Source organism: Nocardiopsis alborubida (assembly GCF_012396365.1).
Lineage (GTDB): Bacteria > Actinomycetota > Actinomycetes > Streptosporangiales > Streptosporangiaceae > Nocardiopsis > Nocardiopsis alborubida.
Window position 1 is genome coordinate 122491 of record NZ_JAAXPG010000004.1, and the last position, 20065, is coordinate 142555.

Annotated in this window: 20 protein-coding genes; 9 read left to right on the plus strand and 11 right to left on the minus strand. The window is 70.1% G+C overall.

All coding sequences use genetic code 11. From position 1 onward, the window contains the following. The first annotated feature begins 173 nt into the window (after positions 1 to 173). From recR to HGB44_RS05665, 3 genes are all read left to right on the plus strand, one after another. The gene (gene recR / locus HGB44_RS05655) at positions 174 to 773 is read left to right on the plus strand and encodes a recombination mediator RecR (protein WP_061080836.1); all 600 of its coding nucleotides are present in this window, start codon (positions 174 to 176) and stop codon (positions 771 to 773) included. Positions 774 to 952: 179 nt separating this feature from the next. Further along, positions 953 to 2224: an aspartate kinase gene (locus HGB44_RS05660; protein ID WP_082768385.1), complete on the plus strand. Its 1272-nt coding sequence runs from the start codon at positions 953 to 955 to the stop codon at positions 2222 to 2224. Then, positions 2221 to 3282, plus strand: coding sequence for an aspartate-semialdehyde dehydrogenase (locus tag HGB44_RS05665; protein ID WP_061080838.1), 1062 nt, complete (start codon positions 2221 to 2223; stop codon positions 3280 to 3282). Before HGB44_RS05660 ends, HGB44_RS05665 begins: the two co-directional genes overlap by 4 nt. Before the next feature lie 224 nt (positions 3283 to 3506). On the opposite strand, the gene HGB44_RS05670 is transcribed toward HGB44_RS05665, so the two are convergent. Further along, positions 3507 to 4250, minus strand: a complete 744-nt coding sequence (locus tag HGB44_RS05670; RefSeq protein ID WP_061080839.1) for a GntR family transcriptional regulator — start codon at positions 4248 to 4250, stop codon at positions 3507 to 3509. Positions 4251 to 4614: 364 nt separating this feature from the next. Between HGB44_RS05670 and HGB44_RS05675 the strand changes: the two genes are divergently transcribed. Both HGB44_RS05675 and HGB44_RS05680 read left to right on the plus strand, forming a co-directional pair. Then, positions 4615 to 4962, plus strand: coding sequence for a PLD nuclease N-terminal domain-containing protein (locus HGB44_RS05675; RefSeq protein WP_061080840.1), 348 nt, complete (start codon positions 4615 to 4617; stop codon positions 4960 to 4962). 298 nt (positions 4963 to 5260) lie between these two features. Then, positions 5261 to 5908 (plus strand): endonuclease, encoded by a 648-nt coding sequence (locus HGB44_RS05680; protein WP_168443962.1) that lies wholly within the window; start codon positions 5261 to 5263, stop codon positions 5906 to 5908. A gap of 291 nt (positions 5909 to 6199) precedes the next feature. Here HGB44_RS05680 and HGB44_RS05685 read toward each other — a convergent pair whose 3' ends face one another. Beyond that, entirely contained in the window at positions 6200 to 7546 is a 1347-nt protein-coding gene (locus HGB44_RS05685; protein ID WP_061082445.1) for a cation:proton antiporter, read from the minus strand. Positions 7547 to 7562: 16 nt separating this feature from the next. Continuing rightward, on the minus strand, positions 7563 to 8852 hold the full coding sequence (locus HGB44_RS05690; protein ID WP_061082446.1) for an NAD(P)/FAD-dependent oxidoreductase: 1290 nt from the start codon (positions 8850 to 8852) through the stop codon (positions 7563 to 7565). Between the two features lie 174 nt (positions 8853 to 9026). Here HGB44_RS05690 and HGB44_RS05695 point away from each other — a divergent pair, with 174 nt between their 5' ends. Genes HGB44_RS05695 through HGB44_RS05705 form a run of 3 tightly spaced genes read left to right on the plus strand, consistent with a single transcriptional unit; the run spans position 9027 to position 11776 of the window. Further along, complete coding sequence (locus HGB44_RS05695; protein ID WP_061082447.1) at positions 9027 to 9704, plus strand: hypothetical protein; 678 nt, start codon at positions 9027 to 9029, stop codon at positions 9702 to 9704. Between the two features lie 29 nt (positions 9705 to 9733). Then, entirely contained in the window at positions 9734 to 10378 is a 645-nt protein-coding gene (locus HGB44_RS05700; protein ID WP_231972569.1) for an NAD(P)-dependent oxidoreductase, read from the plus strand. Between the two features lie 54 nt (positions 10379 to 10432). Then, complete coding sequence (locus tag HGB44_RS05705) at positions 10433 to 11776, plus strand: FAD-dependent oxidoreductase (protein ID WP_061082448.1); 1344 nt, start codon at positions 10433 to 10435, stop codon at positions 11774 to 11776. On the opposite strand, the gene HGB44_RS05710 is transcribed toward HGB44_RS05705, so the two are convergent. Together HGB44_RS05710 and HGB44_RS05715 are read right to left on the minus strand one after the other, a co-directional pair. Then, on the minus strand, positions 11709 to 12536 hold the full coding sequence (locus HGB44_RS05710; protein WP_168443963.1) for an AfsR/SARP family transcriptional regulator: 828 nt from the start codon (positions 12534 to 12536) through the stop codon (positions 11709 to 11711). The two genes, HGB44_RS05705 and HGB44_RS05710, sit on opposite strands and share 68 nt — an antisense overlap. 89 nt (positions 12537 to 12625) lie before the next feature. Next, complete coding sequence (locus HGB44_RS05715) at positions 12626 to 13132, minus strand: nuclear transport factor 2 family protein (protein WP_061082450.1); 507 nt, start codon at positions 13130 to 13132, stop codon at positions 12626 to 12628. Positions 13133 to 13224: 92 nt separating this feature from the next. Between HGB44_RS05715 and HGB44_RS05720 the strand changes: the two genes are divergently transcribed. After that, positions 13225 to 13713: a MarR family winged helix-turn-helix transcriptional regulator gene (locus tag HGB44_RS05720; protein ID WP_061082451.1), complete on the plus strand. Its 489-nt coding sequence runs from the start codon at positions 13225 to 13227 to the stop codon at positions 13711 to 13713. Positions 13714 to 13738: 25 nt separating this feature from the next. On the opposite strand, the gene HGB44_RS05725 is transcribed toward HGB44_RS05720, so the two are convergent. Genes HGB44_RS05725 through HGB44_RS05750 form a run of 6 tightly spaced genes read right to left on the minus strand, consistent with a single transcriptional unit; the run spans position 13739 to position 20043 of the window. Next, positions 13739 to 14746, minus strand: coding sequence for an acyltransferase domain-containing protein (locus HGB44_RS05725; RefSeq protein ID WP_210751207.1), 1008 nt, complete (start codon positions 14744 to 14746; stop codon positions 13739 to 13741). Between the two features lie 2 nt (positions 14747 to 14748). Next, on the minus strand, positions 14749 to 15795 hold the full coding sequence (locus HGB44_RS05730; RefSeq protein WP_061082453.1) for a ketoacyl-ACP synthase III family protein: 1047 nt from the start codon (positions 15793 to 15795) through the stop codon (positions 14749 to 14751). Then, complete coding sequence (locus HGB44_RS05735; protein ID WP_082768531.1) at positions 15792 to 15992, minus strand: acyl-CoA carboxylase subunit epsilon; 201 nt, start codon at positions 15990 to 15992, stop codon at positions 15792 to 15794. Before HGB44_RS05735 ends, HGB44_RS05730 begins: the two co-directional genes overlap by 4 nt. A 15-nt stretch (positions 15993 to 16007) precedes the next feature. Then, the gene (locus HGB44_RS05740) at positions 16008 to 17603 is read right to left on the minus strand and encodes an acyl-CoA carboxylase subunit beta (protein WP_061082454.1); all 1596 of its coding nucleotides are present in this window, start codon (positions 17601 to 17603) and stop codon (positions 16008 to 16010) included. 9 nt (positions 17604 to 17612) lie between these two features. Continuing rightward, on the minus strand, positions 17613 to 19103 hold the full coding sequence (locus HGB44_RS05745; protein ID WP_231972571.1) for an FAD-dependent monooxygenase: 1491 nt from the start codon (positions 19101 to 19103) through the stop codon (positions 17613 to 17615). Next, complete coding sequence (locus tag HGB44_RS05750) at positions 19096 to 20043, minus strand: aromatase/cyclase (protein WP_061082456.1); 948 nt, start codon at positions 20041 to 20043, stop codon at positions 19096 to 19098. The genes HGB44_RS05745 and HGB44_RS05750 overlap by 8 nt, the downstream gene beginning before the upstream one ends. Between the last annotated feature and the right edge of the window lie 22 nt (positions 20044 to 20065).

Here is a 20065-nt window from a genome sequence, read left to right on the forward strand (position 1 = left end):
GCGCTCGGGACTCGCTATAAGTACAAGATCACGGCGGGTGGGGCGGTTCCGGTTCCGCCCCGGGTGCAGGTGAGGCGGACCTCCGCGTACGCGCGAGTCCGCCGCGCCGGATACGGTGGGGGTGGGGATGCGGACCGCCCCGACAGATCCGGTCCGGCACTGATGGGTAGGCGATGTACGAAGGCGCGGTGCAGAATCTGATCGACGAGCTCGGGCGGCTGCCCGGCGTCGGTCCGAAGAGTGCGCAGCGCATCGCCTTCCACCTCCTGTCCGCCGAGCACGCCGACGTCAAACGCCTCGTCAGCGCGCTCGTCGAGGTCAAGGAGAAGGTGCGCTTCTGCTCCGTCTGCGGCAACGTCGCCGAAGAGGACCAGTGCCGCATCTGCCGCGACGTCCGCCGCGACCCCGCCGTCATCTGCGTGGTCGAGGAGTCCAAGGACGTCGTCGCCGTCGAGCGCACCCGTGAGTTCCGGGGCCGCTACCACGTCCTGGGCGGCGCCATCAGCCCCATCGAGGGCGTGGGCCCCGACGACCTGCGCGTCAAGGAGCTCATGACCCGCCTGGCCGACGGCCAGGTGACCGAGCTGATCCTGGCCACGGACCCCAACCTGGAAGGGGAGGCCACCGCGACCTATCTGGCGCGGCTGGTCAAACCCATGGGGTTGAAGGTGACCCGTCTGGCCAGCGGCCTGCCCGTCGGCGGCGACCTGGAGTACGCCGACGAGGTCACCCTCGGCCGTGCCTTCGAGGGCCGCCGCAGCCTGGAGTTCTAGCTCACATTCGCCGTTCATCCGCGCGAAACACGAGTAACCTCCGCCTGGCCGGGTAAGCCCCACCGCTGGTATGTCAAGACGCCACGCCATCCCGTCGCAGGTCAGATGGGGTGGACGAGGACGTCTGTGGCTACACTCCATTTCATTGTCTTGATCCCAACTCCTCAGGAGCATCGATCGTGGCCCTAATCGTGCAGAAGTACGGTGGGTCTTCCGTGGCAGACGCGGAAGCCATCAAGCGAGTAGCCCAGCGGATCGTCGCTCAGAAAAAGGCGGGATATGACGTCGTCGTCGTGGTCTCGGCCATGGGCGACACCACCGACGAACTCCTGGACCTGGCCGAGCAGGTCAGCCCGATGCCGCCAGCGCGCGAACTGGACATGCTGGTCACCGCGGGTGAGCGCATGTCCATGGCACTCGTGGCGATGGCCATCGAGAACCTGGGGTTCGAGGCCAGGTCCTTCACCGGTTCCCAGGCCGGTGTGATCACCACGTCGCTGCACGGCAACGCCAAGATCATCGACGTGACGCCGGGTCGGATCCAGGAGGCCGTGGGCGAGGGCGCGATCTGCATCGTCGCCGGGTTCCAGGGCGTCTCCCAGGACACCAAGGACATCACGTCCCTGGGCCGGGGCGGCTCCGACACCACCGCCGTCGCGCTGGCCGCCGCCCTGGAGGCCGACGCCTGCGAGATCTACAGCGACGTCGACGGTGTGTTCACCGCCGACCCGCGTATCGTGCCGACCGCCCAGCGCATCCCCCAGGTCTCCTACGAGGAGATGCTGGAGATGGCGGCGTCCGGGACCAAGATCCTGCACCTGCGCTGTGTCGAGTACGCGCGTCAGTACAACATCCCCCTTCACGTCCGTTCATCTTTCAGCCAGAAGCCAGGGACCTGGGTCGTCCCGGAAGTCGAGGAAAGCGAAGGCATGGAACAGCCGATCATCTCCGGTGTCTCTCACGACCGGAGCGAAGCCAAGATCACCGTCGTCGGCGTGCCCGACAAGATCGGTGAGGCCGCGACGATCTTCCGGGCCCTGGCCGACGCCGAGATCAACATCGACATGATCGTCCAGAACGTGTCGGCGGTCTCCACCTCGCGCACCGACATCTCCTTCACGGTCCCCAAGGACTTCGGCAAGGAGGCCGTCGCCGCGCTCAAGAAGGTGCAGGACAAGGTCGGGTTCGAGTCCCTGCGCTACGACGACAAGATCGGCAAGGTGTCGCTGATCGGCGCGGGCATGCGCTCCTACCCGGGCGTCACCGCCCGCTTCTTCGACGCCATCGCCGGTTCGAGCACCAACGTCGAGATGATCTCCACCTCGGAGATCCGCATCTCGGTGATCGTCGAGGAGGACCAGATCGACGCGGCCGTCCGCGCCGCCCACAGTGAGTTCCAGCTCGACGCCGACCAGGTCGAGGCTGTCGTGTACGGAGGTACCGGCCGATGAGCAACCGTCTTCCCACCCTCGCCGTCGTCGGCGCCACCGGCGCCGTCGGCACCGTGATGCTGGACATCCTGACCCAGCGCGAGAACGTCTGGGGCGAGATCCGCCTCGTCGCCTCCCCGCGCAGCGCGGGCAAGGTCCTGCGCGTGCGCGGCGAGGACGTCGTGGTCCAGGCCCTGGCCCCCGAGGTCTTCGACGGCGTGGACGTCGCCATGTTCGACGTCCCCGACGAGGTGTCCAAGGAGTGGGCTCCGGTCGCCGCCTCCCGCGGCGCGGTCGCCGTCGACAACTCCGGCGCGTTCCGCATGGACCCCGACGTCCCGCTCGTGGTGCCCGAGGTCAACGCGGACCAGGTCCGCAACCGTCCGCGCGGCATCATCAGCAACCCCAACTGCACCACCCTGTCGATGATCGTGGCCATCGGTGCCCTGCACCGCGCCTACGGCGTCACCGACCTGGTGGTCTCCTCCTACCAGGCCGCCTCCGGCGCCGGCCAGGAGGGCATCGACACCCTGCGCGACCAGATGGCAAAGGCCGGCGCCGACCGCAGCCTGGGCGACACGGCGGGCGACGTGCGCGCCGCCGTCGGCGAGCTGGGTCCGTTCCCGGCGCCGCTGGCCTACAACGTCGTTCCGTGGGCGGGTTCGCTCAAGGACGGCGGCTGGTCCTCGGAGGAGCTCAAGGTCCGCAACGAGTCCCGCAAGATCCTGGGGCTGCCCGACCTGCGCGTCTCGGCCACCTGTGTCCGCGTCCCCGTGATCACCACCCACTCGCTGGTCGTGCACGCGTCCTTCGCCGAGGAGGTGCCCGCCGACGCCGCCCGTGAGCTGCTCGGCTCCGCGGAGGGCGTCCAGGTCCAGGACGACCCGGCCAACGGCGAGTTCCCGACCCCGGCCGACGTCGTGGGCACCGACCCGACCTGGGTCGGCCGCATCCGCCAGTCGCTGGACGACCCGAGGTCGCTGGACCTGTTCCTGTGCGGGGACAACCTGCGCAAGGGCGCCGCGCTCAACACGGCGCAGATCGCCGAGGTCGTGGCCGGGGAGTTCACCCGGGCCTGACCGCGCACACCGTCGGGCGACTCCAGCCGGTCACTCCGGGTGACGGGGAACGGTTGGGCGGAGCAGACGTCCGGCGATGTCCGCACCGGCGTGGTGTTCGGTGAACGGTGAGGGCGGTGGCCCCCTCCTCCGGGAGGGAGCCGCCGCCCTCACGCGTGTCCGGGGTCGGCGCCCGGGTGTCCGGGTGCCCGTCCCGGAGGGTGCCGGCCCCGCGTGTGCCCGGGTCAGTACCGCCGCGGGTCGCCGGGGCGGCGGGGCCGGGCCAGTGTCAGTTTGTAGAGGAGTCGACACTGCTCGGACGAGCCGATGAGGTCGGAGGTCTCCACCGGCCGGTTGCCGCTGAAGTGGGTGCGCTCCACCACCAGCACGGGTATCCCCGGCGCCGATCCGAGCAGGGAGGCCTCGGAGTCGCGCAGGGCGCGTACGCCCACCTCCTCCACCACGCGGTCGACGGGGTGGCCCGCCGCGCTGAGCCGTTCGAGCAGTCCGCTGCCGGGCGAGCTGTCGAAGGGGGTGCGCAGGGTGCCCGCGGTCAGGGACGCGGGCTCCCAGGACCGGTGCAGGGTGATGGGCAGCTCCGAGGACAGCCCGCGCGAGGTGGTGCGGTACACCGGTTCTCCCTCGCGCAGCCGCAACCGGAGGCTCAGCGGCGGCGCGCACTGCTCCTGCTCGGTGCCGATCGCCTCGCGGCTGAGCCGCCCCAGGCCGGAGCCGGAGGAGGAGTCGGTCCGGCAGATGCGGAAGAGCTCGGGGACGGTGCGCACGTAGTACCCGGAGCCCGGCCTGGACTCGACCAGGCCCTCGGTGACCAGGAGCCGGAGCGCGGTGCGGGAGATCTGCTCGCTGACGCGGTAGGAGCGCGCCAGCCGGGTCCGGGAGGGCAGACGCGTGCCGGGCGGCAGCTCCCCGCTCAGGATCGGTCCGCGCAGCTGTTCGGCCAGCCAGAGGTACCTGGGTTGCCTGCCCACGGTTACGCGGCCTCGGCCGCGCGGCCTCCCGTCGCCCGTTGGTCTCTGCGCTCCGCCGGGGGAACGGGGACGCGGTGGTCGCCGGTGCCGGGGCCGCCACCGTCTCCGGTGGGGAATCCGGGGGGGAGGAGGGGAGTGAACCTGCCAGATCGCCGAAGCTCGCCCATGGTTCCCAGTAAAGCAGCGCAGGGGCCCGACAGGTGGGCTTACCTGAAAGTAGTGACCCGAGTTCGGAAAGTCACCGTGGAATCGGAACCCCGTCCTTGCGTAGTGGAAACGCCCGAAACCGGGAAACGCCACGGGATCCCCCGCGCAACCAGTTACTCTGCGTAACAATAGGGAGTGTGCCTTGTTGGGGGAAACCATGATCACGAACCTCGCGGACCGCGCGGACACGGCCGTCACCTGGATGAGCGGGACCTTCGGGGTGATCCTGGCGCTCGTGGGACTGGCGCTGCTGGTCCTGCTCCTCGCCGCGGTCATCTCGGCGCTGGTCGACCGCGACACCTCCGCGGGCGGCAAGCTGCTGTGGGTCATCTTCATCCTCTGGTTCCCGTTGTTCGGGGCGATCGCCTGGTTCGTGGTGGGCCGCAAGGGCCACCTCAACCGCTTCCTCGGCATCGACAAGGGGAAGGCGCGCCACACGATCCCGGCCAGCGTCGGCCAGCACAGCGACGCGCCGCCCCACCGCAACGGACTGAGCCACGCCTGAGCCCGGAGCCGGGCACCGCGGCGGGGAGGAGCCCCGGAACCGGGACGGGACCCGGTTCCGGGGCTCTCCCGTGTCCGGCGCCGGCCGGGGGAGGCGGCCCCCGCTCCCGGACCCCGGCGGACCGGGCCGCGGGAGGGGCGTCCCCACGGGCCCGGGGCGGTCCGGAGAGGTGTTCACGGCCGTCGGTGTCGGTGCGGGGAGTCGTACACGGCCCTGTGGATATCGCGTCAGCGCCCCCTGACCGGGTATCAGCCCCGTACCAGGACGCATCCGACCACACCTGGAAGGGGACCGGGAGATGGCCAGGAACGCCGACGTCGCCCGCGCCGTGGTGGACGAGGCGGGGACGACCCTCGCCGCCGAGGCCGGGATCCGGATGGCGGACAGACCCTCCGCGCTGTGGCAGCTGCTGGTGCTGGTGAACCTGCTGTCCGCGCGCATCTCGGCGCGGATCGCGATCGCCGCCGCCAGGGAGCTCAACGAGGCGGGCGGCACGACCCCCGACGGGATGGCCTCGCTCAGCTGGCAGGACCGCGTGGACGCGCTGGGGCGCGGGCACTACGTGCGTTACGACGAGAGCACCGCCACCCGGCTCGGCGAGTGCGTCGACCGGGTGCGCGAGGAGTACCAGGGCGACCTGCGCAGACTCGGGGAGCGCTCCGGTCACCGGGCGAGCCGGGTGGAGTCGATGGTCCAGGAGTTCTCCGGGATCGGGCCGACGGGCGCCGTGATGTTCTGCCGGGAGGTCCAGGCGGTGTGGCCCTGGCTGCGGCCCTACACCGACAAGTACGTGCTGGGCGGAGCCAGGAAGGTCGGCCTGCCGGAGGACGGGGACAAGCTCGCCAGACTCGTGGAGGGCGACGACATCGCGCACCTGGCGGCCGGGCTCGCCCGGATCGCACGCGACGGGGACCTCGCCGACCGCGTCCGCGAGAGGGTCGGGTGAGCGGTAGGGGGAGGAGGCGCACCCGGTGCTCCTCCCGTGTGCCGTGCCCGGATGGCCTCCGCGCGCGAGGACGCCAAGCGGCTTCCGCGCGGGCGCCGTACGGGGGAGGTCGACGCTCTCCACCGGCGCCGCTTCCGGCCGATGCCCCAGGTCGGTGGTGCGGTCTCCGGCGCCCCGCGGAGTGATGGGGCGGGCCGTGTTCCGGCCCACCCCTCTGATCCCCCCGCGGGCTTGTGGCCCGGGGAGAACGCGGTGCGGTACGAGGTCACCCGTTCCTGGGGACGCGACCGATCATGGTTCGTTGGCCATCGCTGTCTCGGCCTCCTTCTCCCGTGCCTCGCGCGGCGGCGTCGCGGGTTCGGGTTCGGGGTCGGGGTCGGCCGTGTCGAGGCGCTCGGCGGCCTCCAGCGAGTCGGGCAGGGAGAGCCGGTAGATGGGCAGTGCGGCGACCGTGGTCACCACGGCGACGAGGACGAGGATCGAGAACAGGTCCTGTGACAACACCCCGTGCTCAAGCCCGATGTTGATGAAGATGAGGACCATCAGGCCACGCGCGTTCATCAGCCCGCCCGCGGCGGAGGCGACCCGCCAGGAATGACCCAGGGCACGCATCACGAACAGGCAGGACAGGTACTTGCCGATGAAGGCCACGGCGGTGATGGCGATGACGGCCAGCAGCGCGCTGCCGCTGACCAGCCCGCCCAGGTCGGTGTTGAGTCCGGTGTAGATGAAGAACACCGGCAGCAGCAGACCGACGTTCATGTCCATCAACCGGTTCCGTACGCACTCGCGCAGCGCGGGAGAGGCCGGCAGGCTGATGCCGACGATGAATCCGCCGAAGACGAAGTGGATTCCCAGTTCGTGGGTCGTCCAGGCCGCGCCGAGGATCAGCAGGACCACCACGGCGAGTGCCCCGGGCGTGAGATGTCCGTTCCGCTCCACCGACCGGGCGATCGGTGCCAGCAGGCGCGGCGCGAGCTTGAGCATCACCACCGTGAAGACCGCGACACCCACCAGCGAGGCCGCCACACCGGCCATGGAGCCGCCGAAGGCGAGCGCGAGTATGACCGCCAGGACGATCCAGGCGGCGGCGTCGTCCACCGACGCGGCCAGCAGGGTCACCGCGCCAAGGCGTGAGGACTGCATGCCTCGTTCGTTCAGGATCCGCGCGAGCATCGGGAAGGCCGTGACGGTGAGCGCGCCGCCCAGGAGCAGGGACACCTGCAGGCGCGGCGTCCCGGGGTCGGAGATCTGGTCGGCGAGGGCCCAGGCGACGGTGACGCCCAGGGCGAGGGGGACCACCACTCCGACCACGCCCACCGACAGCGCTCCACGGGTGGAGCGGCGGTCGAGGACGCCGTGCCGGATGCCCGCGCCGACCAGGAACATGAAGAACACCAGCCCGATCATGCTGAGCAGGTACAGGGCGGGACGGACCTCGGCGGGGAACAGGGCCTCCTGCACGTCGGGCAGCAACCATCCCAGCAGGGACGGTCCCATCAGGACGCCGGCGACCATCTCGCCCACGACGCGCGGCTGTCTGAGGAGGACCGCGATCCGCCCGAACACCGATGCCACGAGGACGATGGCGGCCAGGGCGGCGAAGACGTGGGCGGTCAGTGTGGGGATCGATTCCACGGGAACCTCCCAAGGGTCAGCGGTCTCCGTGGACCGGACAGTTGTAGTCGGGGGTGAAACTCTCGAACATCCCCCACTGGGGGACCTCGCGGAGCTTGCGGGAGACGGGATCGTGCTCGTTCCAGAAGTCACCGTTGAGGAGGCGCAGGATGCCTCCGAGCTGGGTGGGGTCGTCGATCGCTCCGGTGAGATAGCGGTAGACGCTGTAGCCGTTGTCGTAGAAGGCCCGGATCAGCCGGTGGTAGGTGTCGAAACCGGTCTTGCAGAAGTCCTCGTAGGAGGTGGCGATTTCGCGCTCGCGCCCGGGGCCCGCCCCGTCCAGGGAGGCGTTGACACAGGCGGCTGACTCCATACCGGTGACCAGGGCGAGGAAGACCCCCGCGGAGAAGATCGGGTCGGTGAAGCAACCCGCGTCGCCGACGATGTAGTAGCCGGGGCCGGCCAACCGCTCGGAGTAGTGGCTGTAGTCGGTCTCCCCGGTGAGTTCCCTGACCACCCGGGCGCCCCGGGTGCGCGCGTGGATACGCGGAATGCGGGACAGGTGCTCCTCGAAGACCTCCTCGGCCCTGCCCTGGCGCATGACGTCCACGGGGACCACCGTGCCGATGCTGATGACGTCCTTGCGGATCGGGATGCCCCAGACCCAGCCGTCCGGGTGGTTGCCGAGCTGGATGTCGCCCTTGGCCCCCGGGTTGTGGAGTTCGTGGGTTCCGGCGTAGTGCTTGAACGCCGCCACCATGCGGATGCTCTCGTCGTTCCTGCGCAGCCCCAGCGCGCGTGAGATCACTCCGGTCCGTCCGCTGGCGTCCACGACGTAGTGGGCGCGCACGGTGGAGCTGGAGCCGTCGTCAAGGGTGTAGCGGACCCCGCTCACACGGTCTCCGGAGAGCACCGGGGCGGTGACCCGGGCGCCCTCCACCACCTTGGCGCCCTCGGCCGCCGCGGCGTCGAGGAGGATCTGGTCGAACTCGGCCCGTTCCACCTGCAGGGTCCAGTCGCGGTAGCCCTCGCCGATCTCGTCGAAGCCGATGCGGTAGGAGTTGCCCTCGGGCCCGCTCAGCTCCACGCCCCGTTTGACGACGAACCCGCTCGCCAGGACGCGGTCCAGTACACCGAGGCGTGCCAACACGTCGACTGTGTAGGTGAGCAGGGACTCTCCGATGTGGAACCGGGGGAAGACGGTCCTCTCCAGAAGCAGAACGGACCGACCCGCCCGTGCCAGGGTCATCGCGCAGGCCGCGCCTCCGGGTCCGCCGCCGACGATGACGGCGTCATAGACGGTGTCCTCACGGGGAGCGTCGTTCATCGTGCGTCCCTTCCTGGGCTTTTGGCTGATGCTTTCCCCAGCTTTGTCCAGGCCCCTGGAAAGTGGTTGGAGAAGCCGTGGAATGCGGGTGGAAGTGGACCTTCGTTTTCATTGTGTATAGTTCGGGAAGTCGAACTATGGTGTCCAAGGAGAAGTCAGGAGAGGACGTTGACCATGTCCACGGCAAGCGCCAGGTACCCGAAACCGAAGTTCCGATCCCCCTCGACCTCGGGGTTCGTCTACGTCGGGTTGTCGGTGGACCCGCCGCACGCGCCCCTGGTCCGGAGCAGCTCCGAGCGCGACGACGCGATCGAGGAGTGCCTGTCCACGGCCCGGCGGCTGTCAACCCGCGACGACGTCGTCCGGACGAGGGTCTTCGAAGCGGTGCTCATACCGCCGCTGAAGGGATCGCCCCGCTTCGACGTGATGATGCTCGTGGAGACCGCCTCCCCCGGGCACAACGACGACGTCATCGCTTCCGCGCGGTTCGACCAGTTGGGCGCGGACCTGGTCATGTCCGCCGACAACCCCGCGCGTATCGGCGATCCGGAGAGCCCTGCCACGGGTGTCTACCTGTTCAACCACTTCACCGCCCGGGACAAGGAAGCGGGGATCGGCGTCTGGGAGGGGCTGACCGGCTGGTACACCGCCAAGACCGGTATCGACAACTCCGCCCCGCTGAGGTCGGTAGACGACGGGCGTTTCGCCTTCGTCAACTACGCACGGCTTCCCGGCGGAGCGGTGCCCTTCATGGTCAACCAGCTCACCCGGCCGAGCTTCCACCGGTTCGTACGCAAACAGATCAAGGCCAACGGCATGGTGGCCCTGCCGATCCTCTGCCGACCGGTCTGACCGCACCTCGGGAGGTGAGGGAGGAAACGATGAGGCGAACCCTGCACGTGACCGTGTTCGGTGCCACCGGAGGCACCGGACGGCATGTCGTGGCACAGGCCCTGCGAGCGGGACACCGGGTGCAGGCGGTCGTCCGCGACCCCGGCCGCCTTCCCCTCAGCCACGTGCGCCTGGAGACCGTCCGTATGGACACACCCGACCTGGGGAGGCTGGCTCAGACGCTCGCCCACGGCGACGCCGTCATCTCCGCGTTGGGAGCCAGCGCCCGCGGCGGGTTCCCCGCGTCCACGTGGATCAGCGCCATCCTGCGGGCGGTGGAGGATCATCCCCGACCACGGCTGGTCGCGGTGAGCGCCTCCCCGCTCGGGCCGCCCCCCGCCCGGGAGTCCATGGTCATCAAGAAGGTGGTCACACCACTGGTGGGCTGGGTGTTCCGGGACGCCTACCGCGACCTGGCGGTGATGGAGCGGTCCCTGTCCGCCAGCGACACCGACTGGACCATCCTGAGGCCGCCGCGCCTGACTGACGGACCACTCACCGGTCTGCACCGCATGTCCCTCGGTACGAACGTCTCAGGCGGGCTCTCGATCTCACGGGCGGACCTGGCCCACGCGGCACTGGCCGCGCTGGAGGACCCGGCGACACTCAAGCAGGCGGTCGGCGTCTCCCGCTGAGGGAGTTCGACGGCGCCTCGGCAGGACGGCACCCCAAGACGGAAGGCTGACCAGATGCCCCTCTCCAACCCCTCACAGCCCAGGACATCCAGAGGTGAGACGACCGTCGCGGTGTCAGGAGGGGGTCCCGCGGGCATGATGCTCGGGCTCCTGCTGGCCCGTGCGGGCGTGGACGTCACCGTGCTGGAGAAGCACGCGGACTTCTTCAACGACTTCCGTGGTGACACCGTTCACCCCTCCACCCTCCAGGTGCTGGAGGACATCGGCCTCGGTGAGGAGGTGAACCGGATACCGCACCGCAAGGTCCGGAAGGTCACGGTGGGCAGCGAGCACGCCGGCACCATCGAGGCCGATCTCGGATCCGTTCCCGGGTCGCACCCCTACATCTCGATGATCCCGCAGTGGGACTTCCTTGACATGCTGGCCCGTGAGGCACGCCGCTATCCCAACTTCCGCCTGCTCATGAACGCCACCAGCACCCTTCTGCTGCGGAAGGGCGACGCCGTGCGCGGGGTGGAGTACACCGACCCCGAGGGAACCCATCGGCTGCGGTCGGTGCTCACCGTCTCGGCCGACGGACGCAACTCGCGGCTGCGCGAGTTCGCCGGCCTGCGTCCCCGCCGGCTCGGATCGCCGATGGACGTCCTGTGGCTGCGGGTCTCCCGTGCCTCCGAGCAGGTCGAGGGCCTCAACGGACGCACCGGTGAGGGCACCATGGCGTTCGCCATCGACCGCGGAGACTACTGGCAGATCGCTTACGTCATCCGTAAGGGCGGGTTCGACGCACTGCGCCGCGAACCGGTCGAACGCCTCCAGGAGCGGCTGCGCGAGCTGCTGCCCTTCCTGGGCGACCGGGTCAGCGAGGTTTCGGACTGGGAGAAGGTGGCCCTGCTCAACGTCGGGCTGGACCGGCTGGAGCGCTGGTACACCCCTGGTTACCTGTGTATCGGGGACGCCGCGCACGCCATGACCCCGGTCGGCGGTGTGGGGATCAACCTGGCGGTCCAGGACGCGGTGGCGGCCGCCAACATACTGGCCGGTCCCCTGTCGCGCGCACAGCGCCACCCCGACCGTTTCGAGCGCACGTTCAACCCCGAATTCCTCGCACGGGTGCAAAGACGCCGGTGGTTCCCCGACACCGGGACCCAGAGGGTCCAGCAGTTCATCCAGCGCGAACTCTTCGGACAGGTGATCCCCCGTCCCGAGAGCGAACCCGACGCCTCCGCGCCGGGCTCCTCCGCGCCGGATTCTTCGCTGACCAGGGCCGTGCTCTCCTCAGAGACGGGCTCGAAGGCGGCCACCTGGCTCTACTCGCGCATCATCACCCGGGTCATGATGCGTGGACTCCGTCCGGAGACGGTGACCTCTCCGAGCCGTCCCGAGCTGGTCGTCCCCTGAACCGCCGCACATCGCCCGAGAGGATCTCGGCCCGGAGCCTTCTGAGTTCGGCCGAAGGCTCCAGGCCGAGTTCTTCGTCGAGCAGGCGGCACACGTGGTCGTAGCTGAGTAACGCGTCCCCGCGTCTGCCGTCCCCGGCCAGCGCCCTGATGAGCTGGACGTGGAACCACTCGTCGAACGGGTAGTAGGCCACCAGCGTGCGCAGCTGCGGAACCAGCTCGCCGTAGCGGAACAGGTCCATGTCGGCCGCCACGCACGCTCGTATCGCGGTGAGCCGGAGTTCAGCCAGGCGAACGGCGTGCGCGTTCAGCAGGGGACCGCGTTGGACGTCGCTCAGTACCTCGCCCCGCCACAGGTTCCGCGCGGCGCGCGACGCCTCCAGGGCCTCGGTCGGCCGGCCCCGCTCCGCCAGGCGTCGTGCCTGGAGGACGAGCCGCTCGAACTCCAACGCGTCGACCCGCCCTTCGGGGACGGAGAACATGTACCCCCGGGAACGGGTGACCAGAGCCCTGCCCAACCCGGCTTCGGGGAAGGCCCTGTCCAGGGCTCTGCGCAGTTGGTACACGTGTGACTGCAAGGTCACCGTCGCGCTTCGAGGGGGCGCGTCCCCCCACAGCTCCTCCATGAGCGCCTCCGGGCTGACCACCTCGTTGGCCCGGCACAGGAACAGGGCGAGGAGCTGGCGAATCTTGCCACCGGTGGGTGAGTACGTCCGGTCGTCCAACCCGACCTCCAGCATGCCGAGGACACGGAACGTCATCACGGCTCTTCACCTTCCTCGTGAACAGGGCTTCCGGGGCGGGAGGCGGGCCGCCCGCCCCGGGCGGAACAGGACGGGCGGCACCGGGCTCAGGGGTTCGTGGTCTCGAAGGGCGGTTCACCCGCGGTCCACACACCGTCGAACTCGGCCCGGGCCAGCCGCCAGCCGTCAGCGGTGTACAGGGCCTCGAAACGGTAGATGGCGCCGGTGGTGTACGCCTGCGCGGGGGCCTCGGCGTCGGCCAGGTGGGTAGCGATGAGCACGGAACGGATCGACGCGGAACCGCCCTTCAGGTCGATCACGTGGTTGGACACCAGATGGTGGCTGGCCTCGAAGATCGAGGACGCGTTCTCCAGGGCCTCACGCATCCCGTCGTAGCCCTCATAGGTGCCGTGGGGGAGGACGATGACGAAGTCCTCGGTGTACACGGAGGTCAGCCACCCGTCGTCGACACGCCGCTCGTCGGGCGACAGGTAGTGCCGTGAGATGAGGTCCTCGATCTCGGAGCGGTTCACCGTGTCCACGAGCCGGGAGGGCAGCCCCGACAGGCCGGTGAGGACTGAGGCGCTGACCTCGGTGATCTCTGTGTCGCTCATCCTGTGGTCTCCTTCGTTGCCGTGTTGATCTGGCTGTTCACTACGGTCCGGGTACGGGGAGGTTCTGGGAGCGTTTGGGATACCATCCACCCATGAGCCAGGAGGAAAGCGTGGGCGAAGCCCAGGCGTTGGACCTCGATCTCGTCAAGGGAGCGCTGCGCTTCGTCCCCATGCTGGAGGTCTACTACCGCCGCGCCCACACGGAGATGCCCAAGGACCTCCAGGACCTCTTCGACCGCTACCGCCTCACCGGCCGTCACGGCGGTGTGCTCGTACAGCTCGCACACGAACCGGAACTCGGTGTGGGCGAGCTGTCCGCTCGGTTGAGCGTCGGGCTGTCCACCGTCAGTGAGCTGGTGGGGGACCTGGAGTGGGCGGGGCTGGTCGTCAGGCGCAAGGACCCCGCCAACCGTCGGCGTGTGCTGGTGGCCCTGGCCGAGGACCATCGGGAGACGATGCGGGTGTTCATCGCCAAGCGAGCCGCTCCGCTCCTGCGCGTGTTCGAGCACCTGGATCCCCGGGATTCGCAGGGTTTCGCCGCCGGCCTGGAGGCCTGGGCGAAGGAGGTGCGCTCCGGCTGAGGAGCGCACCGTGCCGTCCGCGCCCTCACGGCGCCTCCCGGTTCCGCAGCTTCTCCAGCGTGGTGCGCACCGAACGCAGGTCGTCCTCGGCCGTTCCAGGGCGGGCCGGAAGCATGGACAGGACGGCACTGTGCCCGGCCCGTACCGCCGGATGCCTCCTGGCGAGCTGGGAGAGGCCCTGACCCGGTCCGGCCTCGACCAGGGTGAAGGGGCCGTCGGCGAGCAGTCTTTCCAGAGCCGGCCAGAACATCACCGGCGCGGCCGGCTGCCCCGCCCAGAACGACGGGTCGCCCGCCTGGTCAGCCGTCAGGAGGGCCGCCGTGTAACCGGAGTAGACGGGGATCTCGGGCGCGCGTGTCCGCACGCCCTCGAACAGGTCTTCCGAGCCCTTGAGCACCTCGTCCAGGAGCGGACTGTGGAACCCGGTCAGTGACGGGATGCGGCGCAGGCTGAACCCTCGCTCGCGGAGCTGGCCCAGGACGGTGTCCAGACCGGTCTCGGGTCCGGCCAGGACGGTCTGTCTCGGCGCGTTGACCCCGCCCACGGCCACACCCGAGTGCAGATGGGGCTCCAGCTCCCGCGGTGTCGCCGAGACCGCGGCCATACCTCCGGCCGGAGCCCGCAGCACCCGCTCCACGCGGTCCAGGGCGAGCGCGCAGGCGTCCTCCAGGGAGAAGACCCCGGCGACGACGGCCGCCACCACCTCACCCATGCTGTGCCCCAGCAGGGCCGCGGGCCGCACACCCTGGCCCAGCAGCAGGCGGCAGAGGCCGTAGTCCACGGCGAACAGGAGCGGCTGGGCCCGTGTGGCGTGGTCGATGTGGACACGGGGCCGTGCGGACAGCCAGTCCGAGCGCAGAGCCCGGCCCTCGCGGCCCATCGCCGCGAAAACCTCCTCCACGGCCTCGGTGAAGGTCGGGACCTCTCCGTGAAGCCCTGCGGCCATCCTCACGTGCTGGGCGCCCTGTCCGGGAAGCAGCAGGGCGACCGGGGACGGGAGGGCCCTCTCTGTGCGGGTTTCCGCGGCGGTCATGGTCATTCTCCGTTTCCTGAGCCGGACGCCCAACCAGGGCTGTGCAACATCTCCACCACGGCGCACGACCAGGTGAATCCGGCGCCGACACTCACGAGCAGACACAGGTCACCCGGCCCGAGCGCTCCCGTGCCCACCAGGTGGTCCAGGCCGGCGATCGGGTCACCCGCGCTGAGGTGGCCCACCCCGCGGCTCCAGGGCCAGGTGGTGATCTGCGGATCCAGGTCCAAACGGCGCAGGAATCCCGCCCGCAGCCGTTTGAGACCCAGGTGCGGCAGTACCACCCGGGAGATGTCACCGAGTTCCACATCGGCCTCGGCCAGAGCGTGTTTGACCGCGCCGTTCTGCCCCGCGTTGACCCGCGCGACCGTGGGGGACAGGCCCTCGGCCGCGATGTACTCACGCTTGGCGGCTTCCAGGTCGACGGTGGAGCGGTGGGTGAACGGTGCGCTGGTGAAGGGAGCGTCCCCCCGGTGGATGCGCTCCAGGCCCGGATCACTGACCGTCACCAGGGAGCGTAGGCGGGCGAAGCCGTCTGTCCGGGAGAGCACGAGCGCGGTACCGCCGTCGCCGTAGACGGTGCCGGGGTCGCTGCGCCAGCGGTCGAAGCCCGGAGAGGGGCAGCGGTCACCGGTGGTGACGAGTGCTTCCCCGCACGCCGGATCAGCCGCCAGGTAAGCGGCGGCCAGGTCGATCGCCGCCATCGCGCCGTTGGAGGCCTGGGAGACGTCGATCGACTGCCCGCCCACGCCGAGGGCCTCATGGCGTATGTAGGAGGCGGGTGCCCACACCTCGTGTCCCTGGAAGAAGACACTGGCGTGCAGCAGGAGGGAGATGTCGGCCGGCTCACGGCCTCCGCGTTCCATGGCCAGGGAGGCGGCCCGCACCGCCATCCGGGGCGCCGACTCCTCGTGCGCGACGGCGACCCCCGTCGCTCCCGTGGCGGTGACGGTCTCCTGTTCGCAGTGGCCGGCGGCCAGTTCCTCGGCGGCGGACACCACCGTGGGCAGGTGGAGCGCGCAGGAGGCGACGTACAGGGGCGATCTCATCGTGCCTGCCAACTGAGCGCTGACAGGTCCCGGGGCCTGTTCCACGGCACGGGACCGGGAGGCGCCTCCTCTGACCGGCGGGACGCGTTCCTCTCCAGGAGCATGCTCACCGCGACCAGCGCGGCGGTCTCCTCGACGGACGGCCTTCCCCGCACGATCCTCAGACAGGGATCGGGTGCGCCCGGGATCCGGTTCATGCTGGTGGGTCTCCTTCACATCGGGGGGTTGCCGTGTTTGCGGGAGGGAAGGTCGGCGTGCTTGGCGCGCAGGGCACGCAACGCCCGCACCAGGACCTCGCGGGTCTCGTCGGGCGGGATGACGTCGTCGACGAGCCCGTGCTCCGCCGCGTGGTAGGGGTGCATCAGCTCGGACTCGTATTCCTTGATCAGCAGTTCCCGGAGGGCCCCGGGGTCGTCGGCCTCGGCGATGCGCCGACGGAAGATCACGTCGGCGGCGGCGCCGGCCCCCATCACCGCGATCTCGTTCAGCGGCCACGCGTAGGTCAGGTCGGCGCCCACGGACTGGGAGTCCATGACGATGTAGGCGCCTCCGTAGGCCTTGCGCAGGATCACGGAGACCCGGGGCACGGTGGCGTTGCAGTAGGCGTACAGCAGTTGTGCGCCGTGCCGGATGATCCCCTGGTGCTCCTGCTCGACTCCGGGCAGGAAGCCGGGGACGTCGACCAGGGAGACCAGGGGGATGTTGAAGGAGTCGCACGTCTGCACGAACCCGGCGCCCTTCTTGGAGGCGTCGATGTCGAGCACCCCCGCCATGACACTCGGCTGGTTGGCCACGATGCCCACGACGTGTCCGTCGAGGCGGGCCAGCACGCACACGATGTTCCGCGCCCAGCCCTCCTGGATCTCCATGAACTCGCCGTCGTCGACGATCTCGCCGATCACCCGGCGCATGTCGTAGGAACGTCCGCCATCGGGCGGCACGAGGTCCAGCAGGCGTGTGGAACGGCGGTCGACCGGGTCGTCGCACGGCTCCCGCGGTGCGGACTCCCTGTTGTTCTGGGGCAGCAGCGAGAGCAGGTAGCGCACGTCCTCCAGACATGCGTGCTCGTCGTCGTGGATGACGTGGCAGACGCCGGAGACGGCGGCGTGCACGTCGGCTCCGCCCAGACCGTCGTGTGTGACCTCCTCCCCGGTCACCGACCGCACCACGTCCGGTCCGGTGATGAACATCTGGGAGATCCCCCGGACCATGAAGACGAAGTCGGTCAGCGCGGGTGAGTAGGCGGCGCCGCCCGCGCAGGGGCCGAGCATGACGCTGATCTGCGGGATCATCCCGGAGGCGCGGGTGTTGCGCTGGAAGATCCCCCCGTATCCGGCCAGGGCGGTGACGCCCTCCTGGATACGGGCCCCGGCTCCGTCGTTCAGGCTGACCAGCGGTGCTCCCGCCGCGATCGCCAGGTCCATGATGCGGTGGATCTTGGCCGCGTGCGCCTCGCCCAGCGCGCCGCCGAAGATGCGGAAGTCGTGCGCGTAGCAGAAGACCCTGCGCCCGTGGACCGTGCCCCATCCCGTGACCACTCCGTCGGTGTGGGGGCGCTTGTCCTCCAACCCGAAACCCGTGGCCCGGTGTCGGCGCAGTGGCCCCACCTCGACGAAGGTGCCCTCGTCGAAGAGGACGTCCAGGCGTTCGCGGACGGTCAGCTTCCCCTTGTCGTGCTGGGCCTGTGTCGCCTTGGCCCCCGGCCCGGAGGCGAGGCGCTCCCGGGTGCTGAGCAACTCACTGGAGGCACGCCTCCAGGAGGGAACGGGCTCGGGAGCCAGGGCGGACAACTCGGACGAGGTGCTCATGGCCGTTCGTCACATCCCTTCTCGAACGTCCGACAAGCCCTCCGGCGCGTGGCCGGGCGGGCCGAACCAACGGTGGAGCGCGTCACCCAGTGACCGGTCGCACCGGTCGGTCCAGGCGACATGCCCGTCGGGCCGTACCAGGGCCGCTCTGACGGGTGAGGGGAGCAGTCCCACCAGGTCCCGCTCGTCGATCACGTCCACACGGTCGACCCAGGGAGCCGCCCCCTCCCTCGACGCGCGGGCCAGGGGCCCGTCGGAGTCCAGGAGCAGGACGCCCCGGTCGGGGGGCAGGAAGGCGGTTCCCCGCGGTTTCGGGCAGGGCGGCAGGCGTCGACCCAGCAACGGGTCGTCGGGTCTCTCGTGGGGAGCCGGGTAACGCTCGCCGACGCCGTTGACCATGTCGGCCAGCGACTCCGCGAACACGGGCGTCTCCAGCAGGTTGCCGAACAGGTCCCGCATGCGGTCGTAGCGGGACCCTCCGAAGAGCAGGAGGTTCTGGACCGCGACATTGGCCAGAACGCGCTGGCCGGCCCGTCGCCGTTCGGCGTCGTAGGTGTCCAGGAGGTCGTCGCCGACCCGGCCGTGTACCCGTGCGGCCAGCTTCCAGCCGAGGTTGACCGCGTCGTGCAGCCCCGTGTTGAGTGACTGCCCCCCGGCCGGAACATGGACGCGGGCCGCGTCCCCCGCGAGGAACAGTCTTCCCCTGCGATAGACGGCGGCCTGTCCCTGGGCGTCGTCGAAGGAGTCCGTCCACAGGGCCGTCGCGCCGCTGACGTCCTCACCGGTGACGCGCTCCCAGGCCGCGGCGACCTCCGCGAAGGACGGCGGGGCGGTCCCGGGGGCGCGGTCGTACTCGTGGACCATGACCCGCGTGACCCCCTCCGGGCTGGTCGAGGAAACGGCGACTCCCCGGGGAAGGCGTTCGAAGCGCCGGTTCGACACGCGCGCGCCCTTCAGGTCGGCGCGCAGGACCTCCCGTTCGGCGGGCGTGCCGTCGAAGGGGATGCCCGCGTCGCGGCGCACGACGCTTTCGGCGCCGTCGCAGCCCACCACGTGACGAGCGCGCCAGGATGCCGTCACTCCCCGGGTCCGTACGGTCAGCACGGCCTCGTCGGCGGTCTGTTCCACCGAGACCACCTCGTGGTCGCGTAGGACCTTGGCGCCCAGCCCGGTCGCCCAGTCGTGCAGTATCCGTTCCGTTCGAGGCTGCGGCACCTTCCGGTTGCCGGGGACCGGGCCGTCGGCGCCGCCCGCGGCCAGCGGGATGCCGCCGAAGTGACCCGTGTTCTCCTGCGGCGGGTCGCCGAGCGCCTCCCAAAGGCCCCTCTGGAGGAACAACTCCGCGGTCCGGGGTCCGAGCTGGGATGCCCGGGACTCCTCGATGGGAGCCGTCAGCCGTTCCAGCACGACCACGTCGGCACCGCCGAGCCGGAGCTCGCCGGCGAGCATCAGGCCCACCGGTCCGGCTCCGACCACGACCACGTCCACGGGCTCAACCACCGGACTCGACATGGTCCTTGGCCAGGTTCATGGTGGCCAGGCTGTTGCGTCCGAGCGCCGAGCGGACGAAATCGCGCGCGTCCTCCAGACTCTTGTCCGCACCCAGGAGCGGCCCGATCCGGGCCTCGTTGATCACCACGGTGTGGCGGGAGGTGACCACGGCCTCCTCCCCCTCCTGGGTGAAGCTCCACGCACCGGTGTGCAGGGTCATCAGAGGGGGGACGCGGAGCTGCTTGTAGACGATCCGCTCGTACGGGAAGCAGACCCGGACCGACTCGGTGGTGTGCACCGAGCCGTCCTGGGAGCGGGTGTCCATCTCCAGGGTCTGCAGCCCCGGGGTGTCCTCGGTGAGGACCACCCGAGCCACGTGGGGCAGGCGCTCCCTCCACAGGCCGGCGTCGTTGACGAAGGCGTAGAGGTCCTCGGCACGTCCTTTGGCCCGTACGGTGTCCTCGAAGGTCAGCCGGGTCCGGTTCCCGCCCAGGCCCGCTTCCGCGCTCCGCTTGAGGGCGTCGAGTTCGGACTCGCTGTTGCGGTCCACGGCCTGGTCGATCCAGTCCAGGTCCGCCTGGTCCAGCGCGCGGTAGTCGTGCGAGAGCCGGACCAGGCTGCGGCCCCCGGCCAGCGCCTCCACCGTCCACGCGCCGCCCATGCTCGCGACCGGAGGACTGGAGACCACCTGGCGGAAGTCGACGCGCATGCCCCGGGGGTCCAGCCGCCGCCGGGAGGTCCACGTCTTGGGGAGACCGTTCGCGGTGGCCCAGATACGGATCACCTCCTCCTGGCCGCTCCGTGACTCGTGCTCGACGTGCACACTGGGCGGGAAGATCAGCGGCCAGTCCTGGACGTCGGCGATCAGCCGGTACACATCCTCGGCCGGTGCCTGGATGACGCTCGTGTGCTCGACCTCGCGGGTTCCGTTCTCCTGTGGCAAGGGCATGTTCGCCTTCCTCCTCGTTCGC